Source organism: Pseudomonas sp. FP2309 (assembly GCF_030687575.1).
GTDB lineage: Bacteria > Pseudomonadota > Gammaproteobacteria > Pseudomonadales > Pseudomonadaceae > Aquipseudomonas.
Window position 1 is genome coordinate 4,279,475 of record NZ_CP117439.1, and the last position, 23,614, is coordinate 4,303,088.

Genomic DNA, 23,614 nt, shown 5'->3' on the forward strand with positions numbered 1-23,614 from the left:
CCAGATTCGATATCGACATTTTTTCCCTGTCTCACGGCTGAAGTTGAGTATGGCGCGGAGCCGAAGTCAGCCTCTTAGGCCAAGCGAGCTACAAAGGGAAATCAAACTGACCGTAAATCACGCTGCTGGTACCTAGCTGGTACACGATCGCAGTCCAAGCTTGAGACGCGGTGAAAGACCTAATAAATATGGTGTCCCAGGGCCGGTTCGAACGGCCAACCTTCCCCTTAGGAGGGGGATGCTCTATCCAATTGAGCTACTGGGACAAATGACGGTCATCGGGCCATCGCCACGGCGACGGACGGCGTGCATGTTAACGGCCGAGGTGGGTTTTGTCATGTCGTCCTTAGGCTTTTTGAGTGTAGGCCGATCCTTGTCGTTGCAACCGGCGCTTCGCCCAATGAATGCGGGCAATTGGCGGCGTCGTGCAAATTGCACTACCTCAAAATGCCATCATTGCAAATTGCAACCTTTCAGTCCTTTTAGGAAGACTCAACCCCTTGATTTTATTGGGATATCAGGTTGGCACGCGACCTGCAATACTTCTCCTACAAACCCATTCAGCTACGGCGTTAGCGGAGAACATGACCATGAACAGTGCCATTCTGTTAGCCCTCAACACCGTAGCCCTGGCTGCACTGGTGATGTTCCATTTCCAGTCCACCGGCAGCAATGACCCTGCGCAGATCAGTCAGGCAGTGCCGCATCATCTGCAACAGCGCCCGCAACTGGCGGTGATGACGCCTAACGCACAATCGTCCCTACGCCTGACCGAAGGCAGCCAGGCGGCCCCTGCATCTGAACACTGGGTGTTTTAAGGAAACCTTCCATGTCCAAATCAGCCTGGCTGTTTCTGTGTCTGTTCGTCGCCACTGGTGCGTTCGGCCTGGGCGCCGACTCGCACGACGCCCAAACCACCGCACTGATTGCCAGCGGCCTGTTTGCCAGCCTGTTACTGCTGACGCTGATCGTGGGCCGCCGCATCAAATTCGACCCGATTTTGCGTTAACCCCTCCCCGCTCTGTTTGACCTTACGTCGCCTCGCCCTCGTAAATCGGCAAATTGCCACTAGTCTTAAACCTAAGGGCAAAAGGCCACTTTGCGATAGCATGTGTGACCTCAAACCCTTTTGCGGACTGGCTCTACGGGAAAGTTCCCTTCGAACGCACCCCCTCCTCGGGTTTCCCAACCAGTTCGCAAAAATGCAAATGAGTGCTGGCATAAAGCCTTTAGGCAGTTCAATATTTGTCACAGAATTGACGCCAAGGAACTGGCAAATCTGAGGCATGATGCGGCCTCTTTGCAATTCGGGTTGAACTTTGGTCGTGAGTCTTGTCTTAACACTCATCTTGCGGCCAATTCCAAAAACCGCTCCCCTGAACTAACCGGTTAAATATATGCGCCCATTGAAACAGGCAATCTATTCAAGCCGTACGGCTGACAAGTTCGTCGTGCGTCTGCCAGACGGTATGCGGGAACGCATTGCCGAGGTGGCTCGCAATCATCACCGCAGCATGAACTCTGAAATCATCGCGCGCCTGGAACAAAGCCTTATTCAGGAAGGTGCGCTGGGTGAAGAGTTGAGCATGCGCCTGGACAGCCCTGAGCTGTCACTGCACGAACGCGAACTGCTGCAGCGTTTTCGTCAGCTCTCCCACCGTCAGCAAAATGCTCTCGTCTCGCTTATCGCGCACGACGTTGAGGCGGCCGCAGAAGCCAATTGATCAGCAACTGAAAGCCGAAGCCAGCCATGTGCTGGCTTTTTTTTGCCTGAAATTTGGGAAAAGAAAGCAAGACGGGGGCAGATTTGCCCCCGCGGGAAGGGATCAGAGCAGGAAGATCGTGGCCAGCCCCAGAAAGATGAAGAAGCCGCCACTGTCGGTCATGGCTGTAATCATCACGCTGGCACCCATCGCAGGGTCGCGGCCGAGGCGCGCGAGGGTCATGGGAATAAGTACCCCCATCAGCGCAGCCAACAGCAGGTTGAGGGTCATGGCAGCAGTCATTACCACCCCCAAGGACCAACTGCCATACAGAAGGTAAGCCACCACGCCAATCACACCGCCCCACACCAGACCGTTGACCAACCCCACCGCCAGCTCTTTGCGCAGCAGGCGCGAAGAGTTCGCCGTGCTCACCTGATCCAGCGCCATCGCGCGTACGATCATGGTAATGGTCTGGTTACCGGAGTTACCGCCGATACCCGCCACGATCGGCATCAACGCCGCCAAGGCCACCAGCTTCTCGATGGAGCCTTCGAACAGGCCGATCACACGAGAGGCGATAAATGCAGTGATCAGGTTAACGGCCAGCCAGGCCCAGCGGTTATGCAGCGAACGCCAGACTGACGCAAAAATATCTTCCTCTTCACGCAGACCCGCCATGTTGAGGACTTCGGTTTCACTCTCTTCACGAATCAGGTCGACCATTTCGTCGATGGTCAAACGGCCGATCAGCTTGCCGTTCTTATCGACCACTGGAGCCGAGATCAAGTCGTAACGTTCAAACGCCTGGGCCGCATCGTAGGCGTCTTCATCCGGATGAAAACTCACGGTGTCGCTGGCCATCAGGTCAGCCACTTTCTTCTCGGGGTCGTTGACCAGCAGACGCTTGATCGGCAGCACGCCCTTGAGAATGCCCTCGTAGTCGACCACGAACAGTTTGTCGGTATGGCCCGGCAGCTCTTTCAACCGGCGCAGGTAACGCAATACCACTTCCAGGCTGACGTCTTCGCGGATGGTGACCATCTCGAAGTCCATCAGGGCGCCAACCTGGTCCTCGTCGTACGACAGCGCTGAGCGCACGCGTTCACGCTGCTGCGTGTCCAGCGCTTCCATCAGCTCATGGACCACATCGCGTGGCAGCTCAGGCGCCAGGTCCGCCAGTTCGTCGGCGTCCATTTCCCTGGCAGCCGCCAGGAGTTCGTGATCGTCCATGTCGGCGATCAGGGTTTCACGCACCGAGTCGGATACTTCGAGGAGGATGTCGCCGTCACGGTCGGCCTTGACCAACTGCCAAAGGGTCAGTCGATCATCAAGCGGCAAGGCTTCGAGAATGTAGGCAACGTCGGCAGAGTGCAGGTCATCGAGCTTGCGCTGCAACTCGACGAGGTTTTGCCGGTGGACCAGGTTTTCAACGCGGTCGTGGTTCGGGCCTTCCTGACGATGCGTCAGGTCTTCGACCACGCGCTGGCGCTGCAGCAGCTCAATGACTTGAGCCAGGCGATCCTGCAGGCTTTCTTGTGTTTTCTTTACTTCTACTTCGGTCATAGGCGAACTCCACTCCCAGCAGCGGGGCACGCCGGAAGGATCAATCAGTCAATTCATGATTGGTAAAACGGGGTACTGAGTAACTACTGGGTAAGTCCATGGAGGTATTCCACAAGCCCCGGCGGGGCTGACGGGCGCAATCATACACCGTGCGGCCGTTTTTAACGTCAAAAAACTGGAAAGAACAAGCGCTTGCGAGCCAAAGTTGAGTATCGGCTGCATCTATGAACTGCGACGACGCAGTACGGAAGGAAAACACATGAAGGTGAAAGAAAAACTGCAGTCCGGGATAAATCCCACCCAAATCCCAGACGGCAAAAAGCCCGCACTAGGCGGGCTTTTTGTTTGTATGGTGCACTCGACAGGATTCGAACCTGTGACCGCTCGGTTCGTAGCCGAGTACTCTATCCAGCTGAGCTACGAGTGCAGATTGTGTTTTTAGACCAGATCACAACTGGCTGAAGCCAAGTTAACCGCATTGCTGCAACTAACTCTTAAATGGTGCACTCGACAGGATTCGAACCTGTGACCGCTCGGTTCGTAGCCGAGTACTCTATCCAGCTGAGCTACGAGTGCATTTGTTGCCGCGCATTATAGGCCGTTCAATCTCTATGTAAAGCTATTTTTTCGTTTACTTTCAACAACTTAACGAAAAAATCAGATTGCAACGTACTAAGCAAATAATGGCGGAGAACGGGGGATTCGAACCCCCGACACCCTTTTGAGGTGTACTCCCTTAGCAGGGGAGCGCCTTCGGCCACTCGGCCAGCTCTCCGCAACACGGGGCGTATATTAACCACGTTCATCCCCGTTTGCAAACATAAAAAACGATAAAAATTAAAGGCTTGGTTCTTCGTCCTTCTCTTTCTTGATCCGCAGGTAGATTTCCTCGCGATGGACCGCTACCTCTTTCGGAGCGTTAACCCCGATACGTACTTGATTGCCTTTGACGCCGAGCACGGTCACGGTGATTTCGCCATCACCGATAATCAGGCTTTCTGCGCACCGACGAGTCAGAATCAGCATACCTTTCTCCTCACGCATTACATTTCAGGAACAACAGTCTGCAAAAAAAAGGCGTTCGACCCACGACCAGTTGGTCGCAGCCCTAACGGCCTAAGTATTGTTGAGCGCAGGCAAAAGACCATGCACCCGACAAAAAAAGCAAAGGCGCGGTCACCCGCGCCTTCCCGGCATCACATCACTCGCCCTGTCGGGCCGGAGCGTCCAGCTCAAACGCTGTGTGCAGCGCGCGTACAGCCAGTTCCAGGTACTTCTCTTCGATCACCACCGAGACTTTGATTTCCGAGGTGGAGATCATCTGGATGTTGATACTTTCCTTGGCCAGTGCGCCGAACATACGGCTGGCAACACCTGCGTGGGAACGCATGCCCACGCCCACGATGGAGACCTTGGCAATCTTGGTATCGCCGACCACTTCACGGGCGCCAATTTCGCTCGCGGTGTTCTCCAGGATTTTCAGCGCCGCATCGTACTCGTTGCGGTGCACGGTGAAGGTGAAATCAGTGGTGTTATCGTGCGAGACGTTCTGCACGATCATGTCGACTTCAACATTCGCGTCGCTGATAGGGCCCAGAATCTTGAAGGCCACGCCCGGGGTGTCCGGCACGCCACGGATAGTCAGCTTGGCTTCATCACGGTTGAAAGCGATACCGGAAATGATTGGCTGTTCCATGGATTCCTCTTCATCAATAGTAATGAGGGTGCCCGGACCCTCTTTGAAGCTGTGCAATACGCGCAGCGGAACGTTGTACTTGCCGGCGAACTCCACCGCGCGGATCTGCAACACCTTGGAACCGAGGCTGGCCATTTCCAGCATCTCTTCAAAGGTGATCTTGTCCAGGCGCTGGGCCACGGACACAACACGCGGGTCAGTGGTGTAGACACCGTCCACATCGGTGTATATCTGGCACTCGTCAGCCTTGAGGGCTGCCGCCAGGGCCACGCCGGTGGTGTCCGAACCGCCACGCCCGAGGGTGGTGATATTGCCGTGCTCATCCACACCCTGGAAGCCCGCTACAACTACCACGCGGCCCGCTTTCAGATCCGTGCGAATTTTCTGATCATCGATCTGCAGAATGCGCGCCTTGGTATGCGCACTGTCGGTGAGGATGCGCACCTGGCTGCCGGTGTACGACACGGCAGGCACACCGCGCTTGTTCAGCGCCATGGCCAGCAATGCAATGGTCACCTGCTCGCCGGTGGACACGATCACATCCAGCTCACGCGGCAGCGGTTGCTGGTCGCCACTGATTGCCTTGGCCAGATCGATCAGGCGATTGGTCTCGCCGCTCATGGCCGACAGCACCACCACCAGGTCATCCCCGGCATCGCGGAATTTCTTAACCTTGTCGGCCACCTGCTCGATTCTTTCGACAGAGCCGACCGAGGTGCCTCCAAATTTCTGTACGATCAAAGCCATTTCTAAGCCGCCTCAGCCCGTAAAGGGGCGCCTAATATCCAAATCCACCCGCACTGCATGGCCCGCGACTAGACCACGGGCCGCTTAACAATGCCTTAAATACCTGCCTCGACAAACGGCACGGTCAGGGCCAGGGCCGCATCCAGGGCACCGGCGTCAACACCACCGCCTTGCGCCATGTCCGGACGACCACCGCCCTTCCCGCCCACTGCCGCAGCGGCTTGCTTCATCAAATCACCAGCCTTGAGTTGGCCAGTCAGGTCTTTGGTTACACCGGCAACCAGAACGACCTTATCCTCATGGACACTGCCGAGCAGGATCACTGCGCGGCCGAGCTTGTTCTTCAACTGATCGACCAAGGCCAACAACGCCTTGCCGTCCTGACCGTCCAGGCGCGCAGCCAGGACTTTCACATCCTTGACGTCCACCGCAGCCGCCGACAGATCGTCGCCCGCCGCACTGGCCGCCTTGGCCTGCAACTGTTCCAGCTGTTTTTCCAGGGCACGGTTGCGCTCCAGCACGGCGGACAGCTTGTCGATCAGGTTGTCGCGGCTGCCCTTGACCAGGCCTGCCGCTTCCTTGAGTTGTTCTTCGGCGGCATTGAGGTAGGCCAGGGCCGCAGCGCCGGTGACTGCCTCAATACGACGCACACCGGAAGCCACACCGCCTTCGCTGATGATCTTCAGCAAGGCGATGTCGCCGGTACGGTTGGCGTGGATACCGCCGCACAGTTCCACCGAGAAATCGCCGCCCATGCTCAATACGCGCACGCGGTCGCCGTACTTCTCGCCGAACAGCGCCATGGCACCCTTGGCCTTGGCGGTCTCGATATCGGTCTCTTGGGTTTCCACGGCCGTGTTCTTGCGAATCTCAGCGTTGACGATGTCTTCCAGTGCCTTGATCTGCTCCGGCTTGATCGCTTCAAAGTGGCTGAAGTCAAAGCGCAGCCGCTGGCTGTCGACCAACGAACCTTTCTGCTGGACGTGATCGCCCAGCACCTGGCGCAGGGCTGCGTGCAACAAGTGAGTGGCCGAGTGGTTCAGCGCGGTAGCGTGGCGCACCTCGGCGTCTACCTGGGTGTCGACCGGCGCGCCGATCGTCAGGTTGCCCAGCACCAGCACACCGTGGTGCAGGAAAGCCCCACCGGTCTTGGTGGTGTCGCGCACTTCGAAACGACCGGAAGTGGAGCTCAGGAAACCGCAGTCGCCGATCTGACCACCGGACTCGGCGTAGAACGGCGTCTGGTCCAGAACCACCACCGCCTCATCGCCTTCATTCAATACGTCTACCGACTTGCCATCTTTATAGATGGCAACGATTTTGGCCGCGCCAGCGGTGGCCTTGTAGCCGGTGAACTCGGTAGGCACGTCGACCTTGACCAGGGTGTTGTAGTCCAGGCCGAACGAGCTGGCGGAACGCGCACGCACGCGCTGGGCTTCCATTTCACGCTCAAAACCGGCTTCATCGATAGTCAGCTCACGCTCACGGGCGATGTCGGCGGTCAGGTCCATCGGGAAACCGTAGGTGTCGTACAGCTTGAACACCACGTCGCCCGGCACCACGGTGCCTTTGAGCTCAGCCAGGTCCTGCTCCAGAATTTTCAGGCCGTGCTCCAGAGTCTTGGAGAATTGCTCCTCTTCCGCCTTGAGCACGCGTTCGATATTGGCTTGCTGCTGCTTGAGTTCCGGGAAGGCTTCGCCCATCTCGGCCACCAGCGCGGCAACGATTTTGTAGAAGAAGCTGCCGGTGGCGCCCAGCTTGTTACCGTGACGGCAGGCGCGACGGATGATGCGACGCAGCACGTAGCCACGGCCTTCGTTGGACGGCAACACGCCGTCAGCGATCAGGAAACCGCAGGAACGGATATGGTCCGACACCACCTTGAGCGAAGACTGGCTTTCATTGGCGCAGCCAATGGCGGCGGCCGATGCGCTCAGCAGGTTGGTGAACAGGTCGATCTCGTAGTTGGAGTGAACGTGCTGCATCACCGCACTGATCCGCTCCAGGCCCATGCCGGTGTCCACCGACGGCGCCGGCAGCGGGTGCAACACGCCGTCGGCGGTGCGGTTGAACTGCATGAACACGTTGTTCCAGATCTCGATGTAACGGTCGCCGTCTTCTTCCGGCGAACCCGGCGGGCCACCCCAGATGTCGGCGCCGTGATCGTAGAAAATCTCGGTGCAGGGGCCGCACGGGCCGGTATCGCCCATGGTCCAGAAGTTATCGGACGCATACGGCGCGCCTTTGTTGTCGCCGATGCGAATCATGCGCTCGACGGGCACACCGATCTGTTGGGTCCAGATGTCATACGCTTCGTCGTCCGTCGCATAGACAGTGACCCAGAGTTTTTCCTTCGGCAGCTTCAACACACCGGTCAGGAAGGTCCAGGCGAAGGTAATCGCATCCTTCTTGAAATAGTCACCGAAGCTGAAGTTACCCAGCATTTCGAAGAACGTGTGGTGACGCGCGGTGTAACCGACGTTTTCCAGGTCACTGTTCTTGCCGCCGGCGCGTACGCACTTCTGGCTGCTGGTGGCGCGGGTGTAGGCGCGCTTTTCCTGGCCCAGGAAGCAGTCCTTGAACTGGTTCATCCCCGCGTTAGTGAACAGCAGGGTGGGATCATTGCCTGGGATCAAGGAGCTGGAGGAGACACGGGTGTGACCTTGCTCTTCGAAGAAGCGAAGGAAGGCTTCACGGATTTCTGCGCTTTTCATTAGGTTCTTCCACGGAGGCTGCGGCCAAAGGCCAGTGCGCAACATCATCAGACGGAGCGACGGCAAAAGGCCGCATTATATCGGCCCTTTGCCGGTGGTACAGCGTGTTTATGCGATAGAGAGGCTCAATTGGACGGTCTGCAGGCTCATTTGCGCGAAAAATCGACGAATGCCTGCAGCACCTGCTCGATCTGCGCCCGGCTGACATCCAAATGGGTGACCATGCGCAGGCGTGGCGCGGCGCTCAACACGATCGCGCGCTCGGCAGCAAAGGCCTTCAAGGCGTTGGCCTGCTCGCCCATCTGCACGTAGACCATATTGGTCTGCACCGGCTCGACCGCGTAACCGGCCTTGCGCAGTTCATCGCCCAGCCAGCTGGCGTTGGCATGGTCTTCGGCCAGGCGCTGCACCTGATGATCCAGTGCATACAACCCCGCTGCCGCCAGAGAGCCGGCCTGACGCATGCCGCCGCCGACCATCTTGCGCAAACGCCGCGCCTTGGCGATCAACGCCGTGGAGCCGCACAACACCGAACCAACCGGCGCACCGAGGCCCTTGGACAGGCACACCGACACCGAATCGAAATGCCGGGCAATCTCCCGCGCATCGACCCCCAGCTTGACTGCTGCGTTGTAGAGCCGCGCACCATCCAGATGCAGGGCCAGCCCGTGTTCATGGGTAAACGCTCGGGCCCGCGCCAGGTATTCCAGCGGCAGCACTTTGCCCTGCATGGTGTTTTCCAACGCCAACAAGCGGGTGCGAGCGAAGTGGAAGTCGTCCGGCTTGATCGCCGCCAGCACCTGATCCAGGTCGAGGGAGCCGTCCGCCTGCACGTCCAGCGGCTGTGGCTGGATCGAGCCGAGCACCGCGGCGCCGCCGCCTTCGTATTTATAGGTGTGGGCCTGTTGACCGACGATGTATTCCTCGCCGCGCTCACAGTGGGCCATCAACGCCAGCAGGTTGCTCATGGTGCCGGTGGGCACGAACAGCGCCGCCGCAAACCCCAGACGCTTGGCCAACTCGGCTTCCAGGCGATTGACGCTGGGGTCTTCACCGTAGACGTCATCACCGCACGCGGCAGTGGCCATCGCGTCGAGCATGCCGGGGGTGGGTTGGGTCACGGTGTCGCTGCGCAGGTCAATCACGGTCATGAAACGGGCCTCTGACGAATTGGGTAAGTCTTTCGTGAGTGATTACTGCGGGCAAAGCCGTGGAATATCAAGCCCCGTTTACAGTCAATCGAATACCCACCAAACAAACCGATCTAGGCTATCGATACAGCGATCGTGCAGTTTCTGAAAAACCATGTTAAAAACTCTCCGCCACCAGGGTTCTGGCGGCAACGTTCTCAGGGCGGGGTGTAATTCCCCACCGGCGGTAATTACACGCAATGTGTATAGCCCGCGAGCGCTTGGCGCCTTGAACTGCTTTGGCAGGACGGCGACAAGGTCAGCAGACCCGGTGTGATCCCGGGGCCGACGGTCATAGTCCGGATGAAGAGAGAACGGGATTGGCACCTAAGGGCCGCGCACTGACCTCATGCCCGCATGAAGCGTTCGCTCGTACCCTTAAATCCCATTCGATTCATAACGCCCTGTTTTTTTCTTAAACAGGAGTCAGAACATGCAACCCACCGCTATCGACAGCAAAAGCAAAAACCACCACGGCGAGCGCGTCGCGTTTATCCAGGCCTGCTGGCACAAGGATATTGTCGATCAATCCCGTAAAGGCTTCCTCGCCGAAATGCTCGTTCAGGGCTACCAGGAATCGGATATCGATTTCTTCGAAGTCGGCGGCGCCTTTGAAATGCCTCTGCACGCCAAACTGCTGGCCAAGACCGGCCGTTACGCCGGTATCGTCGCCGCCGCACTGGTAGTGGATGGTGGTATTTACCGCCACGAATTCGTCGCCCAATCGGTGGTCAGCGGGCTGATGCAGGTGCAATTGGAAACCGAAGTGCCGGTGTTCTCGGTGTCCTTGACCCCGCATCACTTCCACGCCGGCAGCGAGCACCACGCCTTCTTCCACGATCACTTCGTGCACAAGGGCCAGGAAGCAGCGAAGACGTGCGCCGACACCCTGCACAAAGTGCGGGCGATCCGTCGCAGCGAGCCGCGTGCGGTAGCGGTCTAAACAACAGCGCCAAACACAATGTGGGAGGGGCTTGCCACCTCCCACATTTGGATCTCACCAGACCTCGGGAACTACGCCAATCCGGCATCCGTGGTCGGCACGATCAGAATTCCCGCCCGCAAACCATTCTTCACCTTCGGGTTGGGGAAGATGATACGAGCGCCCTCCTCCTCGATCACCCAGCGGGTCTTGGCCACGTCTTCGGCCAGCAGGTAGCCCTTTTCCAATTCCGAGAAGTTCTCCACGTCTGCCGGCAGGTGCAGCAGGAAGGCGTCGCTGTGCTTGATCACTTCGCGCGACACGGCGAACAGCTTAAGACCATCGAGGCTGTCCGTCTCCGGTTCCGCGCCTTCGATGATCTGCTTCAGGCGCAGTTCCAGACGCGAAACATTCACCCCCTGGTTCTGCCCGAACGGCCGCGCCTTGCCCAACTCCAGGGTGAACGCTTCAGCGTCCAGTTGCTCATAGGTGAATGCCGAGAAGGTGATCGAGGCCTTGTTCTGCATCAACACCGCTTCCATGCCGGCGGCGCGCAAGCGCTCAAGTTCACGGCGCGAATGCCGGCGCCCCTCTTTCCAGGGGTACAGGGCAAACTGTTCGATCTTGGAGCCGCGAATGGCCGTGTGCAGGTCGTAATGCAGGCGCGTGCGGTCAGGCAGGCTGAAGAAACTGCGGGCCAATTGCTCAAGCTCGGCGGCACGCATGGCTTCGGGGCCGATGTTTTTTTCATGACGGCCGTTGAACAGCCGGTTGATGTCCAGTTCAAGGTAACGCTCGCCGCGGCGCATGGCCTCGGGGTTGCCGAACAGGAACAGAATACGGGTGCGGGGTTTGATCTCGCCACGGGCGATGCCATGCAACAGGCGGTCGAGCAGTTCGATCGGCGCGGTTTCGTTGCCATGGATGCCGGACGACAGCAGCAGGTCGCTGCCATTGTCCCGGGCTTGCGGCGGACGCACTTCGAGTGCGCCCTCGCTGAGCCAGCGCATCTGCACGCCGTCGACAGTCAGTTGAATTTTTTGCGCCGGTTCGCGACCGGCGAGGGTCAGTTCAAGCAGTTTGCCGAGGGCGAGCATACGCAGCTTCCTTAGTGGTTGCAGCCTGGGCCGTGGACGTGATCGTCGTCGTCACCTTCAACCTCAGCCGGTTCCATTTCCAGTTGCAGGCTCATCAGGTTGGTCGCCAGCGGACGCATCAGCAGGTTGGCGTACTCGGCATCGCCTTCTTCGACGTCCACACCGATCAGCAACTGGCCACGGCCGTCATGCTGGATCCAGATCTCCTTGCCCTGCCAGACCACGGCGACGCGGGTGCAGGAGGTTTCCAGCTGGGTGCCGTCGGTGTCTTCAAGGATCAGTTTGAGGGTGTCGGTGGTCATAGATATAACTCTCAGCCGTGCGGCGTTAATTGATCTGGAAAGGATAAACCGAGCCCAGTTTAAGGATTTGCGTCAGTTCATCCAGTGCCGTCCGGCACTCAAGCAGCAATTGCGGGTCAGCCAGGTCGGTTTCACGCAGGCTGTCGCGGTAGTGCTTGTCGACCCATCGGGTCAGCGTGTCGTACAACGGCGCGGTCATGATAACCCCTGGGTTCACCGCCGCCAGTTCCGTTTCGTTCAACGCCACACGCAAACGCAGGCACGCCGGGCCGCCGCCGTTCTGCATGCTTTGCTTGAGGTCGAACACCTTGACTTCGCGGATCAACCCACCGGAGGCAGTCAGCCCTTGCAGGTAGTGCCACACGCGCTCATTGGCGCGGCATTCTTCCGGCACGATCAGCAGCATCGAGCCGTCAGGACGGGTCAGCAACTGGCTGTTGAACAGGTAGGAGCGTACCGCGTCCTCGACACTGACCAGCGCCCGCGGCACGCACACCGATTGGAAGTTACCGCCCAACTTGCCCAACTTGCCTTGCAGCTCGGCGAGCATCTGGTCGGTATGGAGAAAGGCATCCTCGTGATAGAACAGCACTTCGCCGTTGCCCACCGCGATCACGTCGTTGTGGAACACACCGGCATCGATCACCGCCGGGTTTTGCTGGGCGTACACCACTCCGTCTCTCTTCAGGCCGTGCAGACGGGCCACCGCCTGGGAAGCTTCGAGGGTCTGGCGTGCCGGGTATTTCTGCGGCGCCGAATAACGCGGGTCGAAGGCGCTGCGACCGAACACGAAAAACTCCACGCCCGCCTCGCCATAGTCGCGGCAAAAACGCGTGTGGTTGGCGGCGCCCTCATCACCGAACTGCGCCACCGCCGGCAACGCGGCGTGGTGGGCGAAGTGCCTGGCGTCGGCAAACATCGCGCCGAGCACGCGGCTGGTGGTGGGGTGTTCGATGCTGCGGTGGTACTTACAGTTGAGGTTGGCGGCGGTGAAGTGCACGCGACCGTCCGCGGTATCGGCGCTGGGGCTGACCGTGGCAGCGTTGGCCACCCACATGCTCGAGGCCGAGCAACTGGCGACCAGCAACGGCATGGCCTGCTTGGCGGCCTGCTCGATCACTTGCGCGTCGGTGCCACTGAAACCGAGGTTGCGCAAGGCCGCCACGTCGGGGCGTTCCTGGGGTGCGAGCACGCCCTGCACAAAGCCCATGTCCATCAGGGCTTTCATTTTTTGCAGGCCCTGCAACGCCGCTTCCCTTGGATTGGAATGCTGCTGGCTGTTGCTCTGGGACGCGACGTTGCCGAAGGACAAACCGCCGTAGTTATGGGTCGGCCCCACTAGACCGTCAAAATTGACTTCATAGGATTTCATCGGCGAGGCTCCACGAACATCTGTTTTTATAGGCATCAGTAGCTATCAGGACAACCGCACACCGGGGGTCAACGCCGCCGGCAATACCAGGCTCGGGGTTTCCAGCGAGGCCACCGGGTACGCGCAGTAATCTGCCGCGTAATACGCACTGGCGCGGTGGTTGCCCGAGGCCCCTACCCCACCAAACGGCGCGGTGCTGGCGGCGCCGGTCAGCTGTTTGTTCCAGTTGACGATGCCGGCGCGGCTTTCCAGCCAGAATTGCTGATAGCGCGCTTCGGAATCGGACAGCAAGCCGGCGGCAAGGCCGTACCGGGTGTTGTTGGCCTCGGCGATCGCCGCGGCGAAATCCGCGTAACGGATCACCTGCAACAGCGGGCCGAACAGTTCTTCATCCTCGCGCTCGGCTACGCCGGTCACGTCGATGATGCCGGGCGTGAGCAAGGCCGCCTGATCCCGGGGCTGGGTCATTTCCAGCAACGCGACAGCGCCATTGGCCAGCATCAATTCCTGGGCCTGCATCAAGGCTTTGGCCGCCGCCAGGGAAATCACCGAGCCCATGAACGGCGCCGGTTGTTGATCGAACGCACCCACTTCAAGCGTCGCGCTCACCGCCACCAGCCGCGCCAGCAACGCATCGCCCCAGGCGCCTTCCGGCACCAGCAGGCGACGGGCACAGGTGCAGCGCTGGCCGGCGGAGATAAACGCTGACTGGATAATGGTGTAGACCGCCGCATCCACGTCGGCCACTTCGTCGACCACCAGCGGGTTGTTGCCACCCATCTCCAGGGCGAGAATTTTGTCCGGACGCCCGGAGAACTGCTGATGCAGATGGTTGCCGGTGCGACTGGAACCGGTGAAGAACAGACCGTCGATGCCCGCATTCGCCGCCAGCGCGATGCCGGTTTCCCGCGCGCCTTGCAGCAGGTTCAACACGCCCGCCGGCAAGCCGGCCTCGATCCAGCATTGCACGGTCAGCTCCGCGACTTTAGGGGTCAACTCGCTCGGTTTGAACAGCACCGTGTTACCCGCCAGCAAGGCCGGCACGATGTGCCCGTTGGGCAAATGCCCCGGAAAGTTGTAAGGGCCGAACACCGCCACCACACCGTGGGGTTTGTGGCGCAACACGGCGGTGGCGTCGCCCAGGGGGCCGCTCTTCTCGCCAGTGCGTTCACGGTAGCTTTGCACCGAGATCGCGATTTTGTTGGCCATGCTGGTGACTTCGGTGGCCGATTCCCACAGCGGCTTGCCGGTTTCCTCACCGATGCAGCGGGCGATTTCCTCGGCACGGTTCTTCAGCGCGGCGGCGAAGGCTTCGAGCACGCCGATGCGTTCTTCCAACGGCCGCCTGGCCCACGCCGGAAACGCCTGGCGCGCGGCCTGCACGGCCGATTCAACCTGCTCGGCGGTGGCGCCATTGCCCGCCCACAACACCTGCTGGGTCACGGGGTTGCGCGACTCAAACAGCTCACCCTGGCCAGCCAGCCAGCTACCTGCGATATACAGAGAATTCATTATTTCGACTCCCGAGCAGCGGACAACGGTACGGCGCGTACTTGATCACCCACCACCAATTGCAGACGTTTGGCGGTCTGTGGGTCGACCACCAGGGTGCCCGCGGCCAGACGGGCGGGGGCGGCGGTGATGCGGCAGTCTTCGCGCTTGCGGTTATGGATCAGGAACGGCGTGGCGTCGTCCCCCGGCGTACCGATGGCCAGCACCAGCGATTGGCTGTCGCGCACCGCACGGATCTTGCCGGTCTCACACTCCACCGCCGGGCCGGCGTCGAAGATATCGACATAGCCCTGATAGCTGAAGCCTTCACTCTTGAGCATGCTCAGCGCCGGCTCGGTGTCCGGGTGGACCTTGCCGATCACATTGCGCGCATCTTCGGAAAGAAAGCAGCTGTACAACGGAAACTTCGGCATCAGCTCGGCGATAAACGCTTTGTTGCCCACGCCGGTGAGGTAGTCGGCCTGGCTGAATTCCATCTTGAAGAAGTGCCGGCCCAGGCTTTCCCAGAACGGCGAACGCCCGGCATCGTTGGACACACCGCGCATCTCGGCGATGATTTTGTTGCCGAACAGCTGGGGAAATTCAGCGATAAACAGCAGGCGTGCCTTGGCCAGCATGCGGCCGTTAAGACCGGTGCGGTAATCGGCGTGCAAAAACAACGAACACAACTCGGAATTACCGGTGAGGTCGTTGGCCAGAAACAGCGTCGGAATCTCGCGGTAGATATTCAGCTCCTGGGAGGCGCTGACGGTCAGGCCGACCCGGAAGTTGTACCACGGCTCACGCAGGCCGACGGCACCGGCGATGGCCGAAATACCCACCACGCGGCCTTCGTCGTTTTCCAGCACGAACAGGTAGTCGGCATCACCGCGCCCGGCCTCGCCGCGAAAGGTTTTCTCCGCCCAGCCCACGCGGTGGGTCAGACGCTCTTCGTTGGCCGGCAACGTGGTGAGGCCGGTGCCGGTGCTGCGCGCCAGATCAATCAGGGCCGGTAAATCGCTGCTGCGTACGGGACGAACGATCATGCTATCTCCTCGAACGGGCCGCTGTTGTCAGCCACCCGCGACACTCTGTTTTAGACCGCGACCAGGCGCACACTCGCGCCTTCGCCAACACCCAGGGCTTCGGCCGCGGCCAAGTCCAGGGTCACCGGTTTGCCGGGCGCGTAGTCCAGTTCCAGCATCACCGCGCGGTAATCCTGCAACTGGGCGTTGCTCACCAGGTACTGGCGGCCAACCCCCTTGACCATCTCGCCGATCTTCACCGGCACCACACGGCTCTGGGCGATGGAGCGAATGCCCGAGACCCGTGCGTGCAGCGTCGGGCCGCCGTCAAAGATGTCGATGTAGTGATCGGTCTCAAAGCCTTCGCGCATCAGGATGTCGAAGGTGATCTGCGCACGCGGGTGCACCTGGCCCATGGCTTCCTGGGCTTCGTCGGGCAACAGCGGCACGTAGATCGGGTAATGGGGCATCAGCTCGGCGAGGAAGGTGCGGCTTTTCAGCCCGCACAGGCGCTCGGCGGCGGCGTAGTTGAGGTCGAAGAAGTTGCGGCCGATAGCGTCCCAGAACGGCGAATCACCGTTCTCGTCGCTGTAGCCGACAATCTCGGTCACCACCGAATCGGCAAAGCGCTCGGGGTGGCTGGCGACAAACAACAGGCGGCCACGGGAATTGAGTTCCGACCACGGCGAACCGACCAACTCCGGCACCACATAGAAGCTGGTGAGCAGGCTGTTGCCGGTAAGGTCGTGGCACTGGGAAAGCACGTGGATCTTGTTGTGGATCTTCAGCTCGCGGGAGGCGTGCACAAAGGTCTCGTTGCGGAAACTGTAGAACGGTTCCGAGTAGCCGGCGGACGCGACGATGGCCGAGCAGCCGGCGAGCTTGCCGGTGTCGGTGTCTTCGAGCACGAAGAAATAGCTTTCTTCGCCGTTGAAACTCACCTCGGCCGCGAAGGACGCTTCGCTGGCGGCGATCTTGTCGCTCAGGCGTTCCACATCGTCCGGCAAGGAGGTGACACCAATCGGGCTGTCCGCAGCCAGACGCTGTACCTCGCCCAGATCAGCCATTTGCGCGGGGCGCATCACCAGCATGGTGTCACTCCTTAACTCGAAAAACCTACAGGAAAAAATGCCGGGCACAATCGCGAACCAGTGAGGCCTGGTGTGGGAGCGGGCCGGGCACAAAAATTTGGGCGCGATGCCCAATCACGTGAGCATCGCGCAGTCCATCAGCCTTGCGTCAGCGTTTTTACCGCACGCTCGAAACGATCCAGACCTTCGTTGATGTCCGCCTCGTCCACCACCAGGCTCGGGGCAAAACGCACCACGTCGGGGCCGGCTTGCAGGATCATCAGGTTTTCTTTTTCGGCCGCGTTGAACACGTCCTTGGCCTTGCCTTTGAAGGCGTCGCTCAGCACGCAACCGATCAGCAGGCCCATGCCGCGCACTTCGGTGAAGATGCCGTACTGTGTGCCGATCTGCTGCAAGCGTGCCTTGAACAGCTCGTGCCTGGCTTTCACACCGGCCAGCACCTCCGGGGTGTTGATCACGTCGATCACCGCTTCAGCCACCGCGCACGCCAGCGGGTTGCCGCCGTAGGTGGTGCCGTGGGTGCCGACCACCAAGTGCTTGGCCAGTGCTTCGGTGGTCAGCATCGCTGCAATCGGGAAGCCGCCGCCCAGGCTCTTGGCGCTGGTGAGGATGTCCGGCGTCACGCCGTAATGCTGGTAGGCGAACAGGTGGCCGCTGCGGCCCATGCCGGTTTGCACTTCGTCGAACACCAGCAGTGCGTCGTGGGCGTCGCACAGCTCGCGGGCACCTTGCAGGTAGGCCAGTTCGGCCGGCAATACGCCGCCTTCGCCCTGGACCGGTTCCAGCACCACCGCGCAGGTCTTGTCCGACACCGCCGCCTTGAGCGCCGCCAGGTCGTTATAAGGGACGTGGGTGATGCCGGTGATTTTAGGCCCGAAGCCGTCGGAGTACTTGGACTGGCCACCGACGTTGACGGTGAACAGGGTGCGGCCGTGGAAGCTGTTCAGGGCGGCGATGATCTCGTACTTCTCGCTGCCGAAACGGTCGAACGCCACGCGACGGGCCAGCTTGAACGCGGCCTCGTTGGCTTCGGCGCCGGAGTTGCAGAAGAACACTCGCTCGGCAAACGTGGCGTCGATCAGCTTATGGGCCAGGCGCAGGGCCGGCTCATTGGTGAACACATTGGAGACGTGCCACAGCTTGTTGGCCTGTTCGGTCAACGCACCGACCAGCGCCGGGTGGGCATGGCCCAATACGTTGACCGCGATGCCGCCGGCAAAGTCGATCAGCTCGCGACCGGCCTGGTCCCATACGCGCGAACCTGCGCCACGCACGGGGATGAAGGCGGCAGGGGCGTAATTGGGCACCATGACCTGGTCGAAATCGGCACGTTGCACCGGGGCTTGCTCAACGGACATCGGAGTCTCCTGAAGAGGAACGCCCGCCTGGAACTGGCGGGCGATGCAGGGATTGTAAGGACAGTTTTCAGCGCGGCCTTGCCGCCAAGCGACAACTTCTTATAGCGCAAACCCGCGTTTTTGGCGGGTTTACGCCAATGCGACATATAGCGTCGCAATGGCGCAGTTTAAACGCAGTGCGGCCAGAGAGGCAGAGGCACACGCGGTTGATTTAGTCCCCAGGCACTAACTATCTGCGCCCCGAGGCGCCCTGCGGCTTGTTTTGATCTGCGTGACTCCACTCACCGAAGGATCAGCCCCATGGCGCCCCCCGTTATTCAACGTCTTATCCATGCCACCGCCGCCGCGCCTGTCGGCGTGCACGGCGCACTGCCCGACTGGCTGGGCAACGCAAGCGCAGCCAGGCGCCAGGCCCTGCGCGACACGCCCCCGCTGTTTGCCGATTGGCATACCCGTGCCAGCCGCCAACGGCAGATGCCGCTGCGGCTGGCGATAGCGGCAAGTTGGACCGCGCACAACCGCGTCGACAGGGCATTGGACACACTGCAAACCCCACAGCAATTTGCCGCGCCCCGGCTGCAGCAAGCGCTCCAACAGCGCTTTGGCATCGACGCCGACGTCCACACCACCTACCTGCGCCTGTACACGCGCCTGACCACGCCACTGCTGCCGCTGCCCACCGGTGGCGCAAGCGTGTGGACCGTGTCGCTGCTGGACGCGGTGCTGCACAACTTCGATGAGGCCGAAAGCGCACCGAACGCCTACGCGCCCGAGTCGACCTTCATCACCCAACCCTCCGCGAGCGGGCAGTTCACCTTGTTGCCGGCCCTTCGCCGTGTGCTGAGCATCGAACAGTTCGTGCGCCTGTGCCGCGAACTGGACATCGGCGCGCATTACCAGCGCTACCTCAAAGACTTTTTCGGCTTCAACGACGCTGCCGCCCAGGCCACCCTGCGCCGCGACGTCATCCACAGCCTCAAAGCCGAGGCCCACGCCAGCCTGCACCTGGCGCGCCTGAAAAAGCAGGTGAGCGACTCTGCATTCCATACACTCCAAGGCCAACTGCAAGGCCTCGACGGCATGCTGTTGCAGGGCCAACCGCTGCTCAGCCACGACTTGAGCCTGATGGGAGCACCACTGGCCGGTATCGTGCTGTTCGCCGCCGACCTGGAGCGGCACCACGATGCCGTGCCCGTCGTCGCGTACATCCCCGGCGACCCGCAGGCGCCGCTCGCGTATTACCCCAGCGGCACCGCGTTCATGCTCGACCTCACCGCCAAACTGCGCAGCGCCGACTACCAGGCGTTCTTCAGCCGCTTCGTCAGACATGAGCACCGCGGCTACTTCTTTGCCGACCTCAACAACCGACTGTCACAGGTGGCCTGGAACAAACCGGTCGCCGGCGACCCGCGCCCGGCGTGGCGAGAGCGACCGGTGGCTGAACCCAACCTGCAGTTTTTCGCGAGCAAAATCAGCGGCGACCTGTACGAGCACCTGTATGAAACCAAGCTCAACACGCTGCTCAATGACGCGCGGGTGATCGCCGTCTCCACCGCAGATGCCGACAGCCAGGCACGCTGGCAGCGCTGGAACATTCTGCAAAAAGTCGCCAAGGCCATCCTGGAAGTCGCGGCTTTTATCGCCACCCCGTTCATTCCGCCGCTGGGCCTGCTGATGCTCGGCTATACCGCTTACCAACTGCTTGACGACGCCTTTGAGGGCATTGTCGATTGGGCTGAAGGGCTCAGACACCAAGCGTTTGCGCACCTGATGTCGATACTTGAACAGATGGTTCAACTGGGCCTGTTCGCGGTCGGCGCACCGATTGCCGAACAGCTGCTGCGCCAGGCACTGCCCCCCCAACTGTGGGCATTTTTCGACAAGTTGACTCCGGTAACCGCCAGCGATGGCAAGACCCGCCTGTGGAAGCCCGACCTGCAACCCTACGCCCACACCGTCGAGCTGCCCGACACCTCTCGCGCCAACCGCGAAGGGCTGCACCCCCACCAGGGCAAACAGATCCTGCCCCTCGACGGCAGACATTTCGCCGTCGAGAAGGATGCCGGCAATGCCTTCCTGCAACACCCCACGCGCCCGCATGCCTACCGGCCACGGCTGATGGGTAATGGCAAAGGCGCCTGGGTGAGCGAAGTCGAGCAGCCGTTGAGCTGGGACAGCACCACCCTGCTGCGCCGCCTCGGCCCGCTCGCCGATGGCCTCAGCCCTGCGCGTCTTGAGCAGGCCCGCCGCATCAGCGGCACCGACGACGCGGCATTGCGCAGCATGTACCTGCAGCGCCAGGCGCCGCCGCCACTGCTGAGCGACACCCTCAAGCGCGTCAAGCTCGATCAACAGTTGCAAGACTTCATCGACCAGATGAACAGTGACGACCCGCAGGTCTTTGGCAAAGCCGACGCCCAGACCCAACTCTGGCTGCTCAGCAACACCACACTCTGGCCCGACGCCAAGACCCTGCGCGTGCTGGACGCCGAGGGCCAGACCCTGTGGGAACTGCCTGGCCGGGCAAACGCGGCCGTGGTGCAGGTGCACCAAGCGCAGCTGAAAAATGGCGACTTGCTGAAAACCCTGCTGGAAACCCTCGACGAACCCGAACGCAAAACCCTGCTCGAAGAACCCTTCGGCACGCCCGTCACACAGCCCCATGTGCGCACGGCCAAGCTGCGCAAACGCCTGGCCGGCAAAGCCGAGGAAAAACGCTTCGCCCTGTTCGATTCGCGCTACCGCGCCCTGGAGCACACCGACAATCCGCGCCTGCAAAAAATCATCGACACCACCCCCGGCCTGCCCACCAGCGCGGCCGAAGAAGTCTTGCGCGAGGCCAGCGGCGAGGCGCTGCTGGAGATCGACCAGGGCAAAATGCCGCCGGCCGTGCTCGAACGTGCGCGCTGGGCGGCGCATCACGTGCGCATCAGCCGCGCATACGAGGGGTTGTATCTCGATTCGGTGGACAGCAGCGACACCCACCGCCTCGCCCTGCACTCCCTGGAAAACCTGCCCGGCTGGTCGCCGCAGGTGCGCCTGGTGGTCACCGACTACACGCGCACCGGCCACGTGCGCGACGCCATCGGCGCCCTTCAAGCGCCGATTCAACGCACATTGGTGCGCACCGTCGACGGCGCGTACGTGCCGGAAGATCACAAGGGCACGCTGTTCGCAGCAACCGACTTCTACACCGCCGTGCTCCAGGCCCTGCCCGACGCGCAACGCGACGCACTGGGCATTCATATCGGGCAGGGACCGTTACTGCGCCAGACCTTGCGCGCCCATCCCCTGCCACGGGACACCCTGGGCGAGCTGCTGGCCGAGGCGCCGTTACGCAAACCGGCCTATGACCCGACGCTGTTGCGCTTGCCAGGTGGCATGGAGGGTTATGAGGCGACGCCTGGCCCCAGCGGGCAGCTGTCGCTCGAGGCGCGACTGCACGAGCTTTACCCCAGCCTGACCTCGGATGAAGTGACGGAGGCCCTGAACGCCCTGCGTAGCCATCCGGGCTCGCCGCTGCAAACCCTGCAGACGCTGAAAAACGAGTTCCTGCAATTAGAGGCCGACCTGAACGCCTGGCATCACGACACCCCGCACACCTACCTGGACACGACCCTGGCGCTCAACCCCTCGGTGATCGAGGCACAGCGGCACAATCGCCTGCGCTGGAAACAGGAGCTTATTCGCGCCTGGCGCCATGAAACCGAAGAAGACAATTACTTCGCCAACCCGCACGACAACGGCTATCGCTTGCGCCTGAACCGCCCGATTTACGGCGACCTGCCGACACTGCGGGCCAACTTCGAACACATCTCCCGTCTGGACCTGAACAGCTACGTCTCGACCCGAGGCACCCAGGCCTTCCTCGCGCAATTCCCCAGACTGCGCAGCCTGACCGTCAGCGATATCGCCCTGCGCGCACTGCCCACCGAGGTCACCTCGATGGCCCGCTTGAATGAACTGACGCTGCGCAACTGCGCCATCAAGCTGACGGCCCAGACCCGTGAACACCTTGCCGGCCTGAATCAGCTGAAAAAACTCGACCTCTATGCCAACCCGCTGACCCTGGCGCCCAACCTTGAGAACATGGCCGACCTGCGCACGCTGAACCTGAGCCAGACCGAGATTTCGCAATTTCCCGACGGCCTGCTCGAGCGCTCGCACCTGACCCTCGCCGACCTCAGTGACAACCAGATCCAGACGCTGCCCGAGGCTCTGTTCAGCCTGCCCGCCGATCGCGCCGAAGCCTACGACCTGTCCGGCAACCCGCTGTCGCGCGCCGCGCTGGAACGCGTCAAGGTCCACTGCCAGGACACCGGCGAACACCTGGGCGCAGATGCCGGTATCGAAGAGCGGCGTCGCGTGCATGAGCTCTATCCCACCTTCACCGACAAGCAGGCCAGCCGGTTTATTTTCAAGCTGCCCGGCGGCCTGGACGACGTTATGCCCACCCTCATCCAACTCAAAGCCGACTACGAGCGCCTGCAAACCGACCTTGAACACTGGGCGGTAAATGCACCCGAGCACCATCCGATCACCAACGCGCCGTTGGAGCAGCAAGCGCGTGCGCAGCAACAGGTCACTCGCCGGGCCTTGAAAACGTTGCTTGAGGAATGCTGGCGACGGGAAACTGCGCTGGATGAGGACCAAGAACCGCTACGCGATGCCCATGAACTGATTTGCAGCGATCCGATCCTGGGGGATCTGCCGGTGCTCAATGTCGACTTCAACCATGTGTCCAGACTTGAGCTGCGGGGCGAGGAAACCACGACACTGCCGGTCGGGTTGCTCGAGCGTTTCCCTCAACTCGAAACCCTGATGATTCACCGCTACGCCTTGCAGGACATTCCATTGGGGGTGTTCAGCCTGACCAAGCTCAAGAGCCTGATCCTGTCACGCAGCCACGTGCGCCTGACGCCGACCAGCGCCGACGCCCTCAGCGGCCTGGACACCCTTCAATACCTGGATTTGAGTGACAACCCGCTGGGCATCACGCCCGACGTCAGCCAGATGCCGCACCTGAGCGCCTTGATGCTGGAAAATAGCGGCCTGACCGAGGTGCCGCACGGCACTTTCAGTCGGCGCTCGCTCGCTCAACTGAACCTGAGCGATAACCTGATCACCGAGCTGCCCAGCGATATTCTTGAGGTGCCACCGGACCTGGCCGACGGTTTTGACCTCAACGGCAACCCGCTCACGCCCGCGACCATCGCCATGCTGCGCCCGTACTACCGGCGCACGGCGGTGGACTTCGGCGTGGTCGAGGTGTCGTTGGACGCGCAGATGAACCCAGGGCCGCCCCCGGTGGATGTCTCCGAAGACGAGATGGAGCCATGA

General features: G+C 61.0%; 17 protein-coding genes, 4 tRNA genes and 1 riboswitch. Of the genes, 5 read left to right on the forward strand and 16 right to left on the reverse strand.

Translation table 11 applies throughout. The annotated features are described in order from the left end of the window. Positions 1 to 189: 189 nt before the first annotated feature. Positions 190 to 266, reverse strand: a tRNA-Arg gene (locus PSH59_RS19630). Between the two features lie 324 nt (positions 267 to 590). On the opposite strand from PSH59_RS19630, the gene PSH59_RS19635 reads away from it, so the two are divergent. The 3 genes from PSH59_RS19635 to PSH59_RS19645 all read left to right on the forward strand — a co-directional run bounded on the left by PSH59_RS19635 (position 591) and on the right by PSH59_RS19645 (position 1,724). Next, on the forward strand, positions 591 to 818 hold the full coding sequence (locus PSH59_RS19635; protein WP_248083378.1) for a hypothetical protein: 228 nt from the start codon (positions 591 to 593) through the stop codon (positions 816 to 818). A gap of 11 nt (positions 819 to 829) precedes the next feature. Next, entirely contained in the window at positions 830 to 1,009 is a 180-nt protein-coding gene (locus PSH59_RS19640) for a PA3371 family protein (protein WP_248083377.1), read from the forward strand. 388 nt (positions 1,010 to 1,397) lie between these two features. Continuing rightward, a complete protein-coding gene (locus PSH59_RS19645) occupies positions 1,398 to 1,724 on the forward strand; it encodes an Arc family DNA-binding protein (protein WP_003193592.1) in 327 nt (108 codons plus the stop codon). Between the two features lie 102 nt (positions 1,725 to 1,826). Here the strand turns inward: PSH59_RS19645 and mgtE are convergent, their stop codons facing one another. The 8 genes from mgtE to ltaE form a co-directional block, all read right to left on the reverse strand. Next, a complete protein-coding gene (gene mgtE, locus PSH59_RS19650) occupies positions 1,827 to 3,269 on the reverse strand; it encodes a magnesium transporter (RefSeq protein ID WP_248083376.1) in 1,443 nt (480 codons plus the stop codon). Between the two features lie 350 nt (positions 3,270 to 3,619). After that, a tRNA-Arg gene (locus tag PSH59_RS19655) sits at positions 3,620 to 3,696 on the reverse strand. Between the two features lie 72 nt (positions 3,697 to 3,768). Then, positions 3,769 to 3,845 (reverse strand) — tRNA-Arg (locus PSH59_RS19660). Between the two features lie 108 nt (positions 3,846 to 3,953). Continuing rightward, a tRNA-Ser gene (locus tag PSH59_RS19665) sits at positions 3,954 to 4,044 on the reverse strand. 62 nt (positions 4,045 to 4,106) lie between these two features. After that, complete coding sequence (csrA, locus tag PSH59_RS19670; RefSeq protein WP_003175645.1) at positions 4,107 to 4,295, reverse strand: carbon storage regulator CsrA; 189 nt, start codon at positions 4,293 to 4,295, stop codon at positions 4,107 to 4,109. 175 nt (positions 4,296 to 4,470) lie between these two features. Further along, entirely contained in the window at positions 4,471 to 5,712 is a 1,242-nt protein-coding gene (locus PSH59_RS19675; protein WP_248083375.1) for an aspartate kinase, read from the reverse strand. Between the two features lie 95 nt (positions 5,713 to 5,807). Continuing rightward, the gene (gene alaS / locus PSH59_RS19680; protein WP_305393492.1) at positions 5,808 to 8,426 is read right to left on the reverse strand and encodes an alanine--tRNA ligase; all 2,619 of its coding nucleotides are present in this window, start codon (positions 8,424 to 8,426) and stop codon (positions 5,808 to 5,810) included. Positions 8,427 to 8,572: 146 nt separating this feature from the next. Further along, positions 8,573 to 9,577 (reverse strand): low-specificity L-threonine aldolase, encoded by a 1,005-nt coding sequence (ltaE, locus tag PSH59_RS19685; RefSeq protein WP_305393493.1) that lies wholly within the window; start codon positions 9,575 to 9,577, stop codon positions 8,573 to 8,575. Positions 9,578 to 9,766: 189 nt separating this feature from the next. Next, positions 9,767 to 9,936, forward strand: a riboswitch (FMN riboswitch). A gap of 113 nt (positions 9,937 to 10,049) precedes the next feature. Here ltaE and PSH59_RS19690 point away from each other — a divergent pair. Next, positions 10,050 to 10,559: a 6,7-dimethyl-8-ribityllumazine synthase gene (locus tag PSH59_RS19690; RefSeq protein ID WP_248083372.1), complete on the forward strand. Its 510-nt coding sequence runs from the start codon at positions 10,050 to 10,052 to the stop codon at positions 10,557 to 10,559. A 71-nt stretch (positions 10,560 to 10,630) separates the two neighbouring features. Here PSH59_RS19690 and astE read toward each other — a convergent pair whose 3' ends face one another. The 7 genes from astE to PSH59_RS19725 form a co-directional block, all read right to left on the reverse strand. Continuing rightward, entirely contained in the window at positions 10,631 to 11,635 is a 1,005-nt protein-coding gene (astE, locus tag PSH59_RS19695) for a succinylglutamate desuccinylase (RefSeq protein WP_248083371.1), read from the reverse strand. Positions 11,636 to 11,646: 11 nt separating this feature from the next. After that, complete coding sequence (locus PSH59_RS19700; RefSeq protein WP_071493983.1) at positions 11,647 to 11,937, reverse strand: topoisomerase II; 291 nt, start codon at positions 11,935 to 11,937, stop codon at positions 11,647 to 11,649. Between the two features lie 25 nt (positions 11,938 to 11,962). Then, on the reverse strand, positions 11,963 to 13,309 hold the full coding sequence (gene astB, locus PSH59_RS19705) for an N-succinylarginine dihydrolase (protein ID WP_248083369.1): 1,347 nt from the start codon (positions 13,307 to 13,309) through the stop codon (positions 11,963 to 11,965). A gap of 45 nt (positions 13,310 to 13,354) precedes the next feature. Further along, a complete protein-coding gene (gene astD, locus PSH59_RS19710) occupies positions 13,355 to 14,824 on the reverse strand; it encodes a succinylglutamate-semialdehyde dehydrogenase (RefSeq protein ID WP_305395317.1) in 1,470 nt (489 codons plus the stop codon). After that, positions 14,821 to 15,846, reverse strand: a complete 1,026-nt coding sequence (astA, locus tag PSH59_RS19715) for an arginine N-succinyltransferase (RefSeq protein WP_248083368.1) — start codon at positions 15,844 to 15,846, stop codon at positions 14,821 to 14,823. The genes astD and astA overlap by 4 nt, the downstream gene beginning before the upstream one ends. Positions 15,847 to 15,896: 50 nt before the next feature. Continuing rightward, positions 15,897 to 16,916: an arginine/ornithine succinyltransferase subunit alpha gene (gene aruF, locus PSH59_RS19720; protein WP_005790628.1), complete on the reverse strand. Its 1,020-nt coding sequence runs from the start codon at positions 16,914 to 16,916 to the stop codon at positions 15,897 to 15,899. Positions 16,917 to 17,053: 137 nt separating this feature from the next. Further along, the gene (locus tag PSH59_RS19725) at positions 17,054 to 18,274 is read right to left on the reverse strand and encodes an aspartate aminotransferase family protein (RefSeq protein WP_248083367.1); all 1,221 of its coding nucleotides are present in this window, start codon (positions 18,272 to 18,274) and stop codon (positions 17,054 to 17,056) included. Between the two features lie 300 nt (positions 18,275 to 18,574). Here PSH59_RS19725 and PSH59_RS19730 point away from each other — a divergent pair, with 300 nt between their 5' ends. After that, positions 18,575 to 23,614 carry a dermonecrotic toxin domain-containing protein gene (locus PSH59_RS19730; protein WP_305393494.1) on the forward strand — a complete coding sequence of 1,680 codons (5,040 nt, stop codon included), beginning with the start codon at positions 18,575 to 18,577 and terminating at the stop codon, positions 23,612 to 23,614.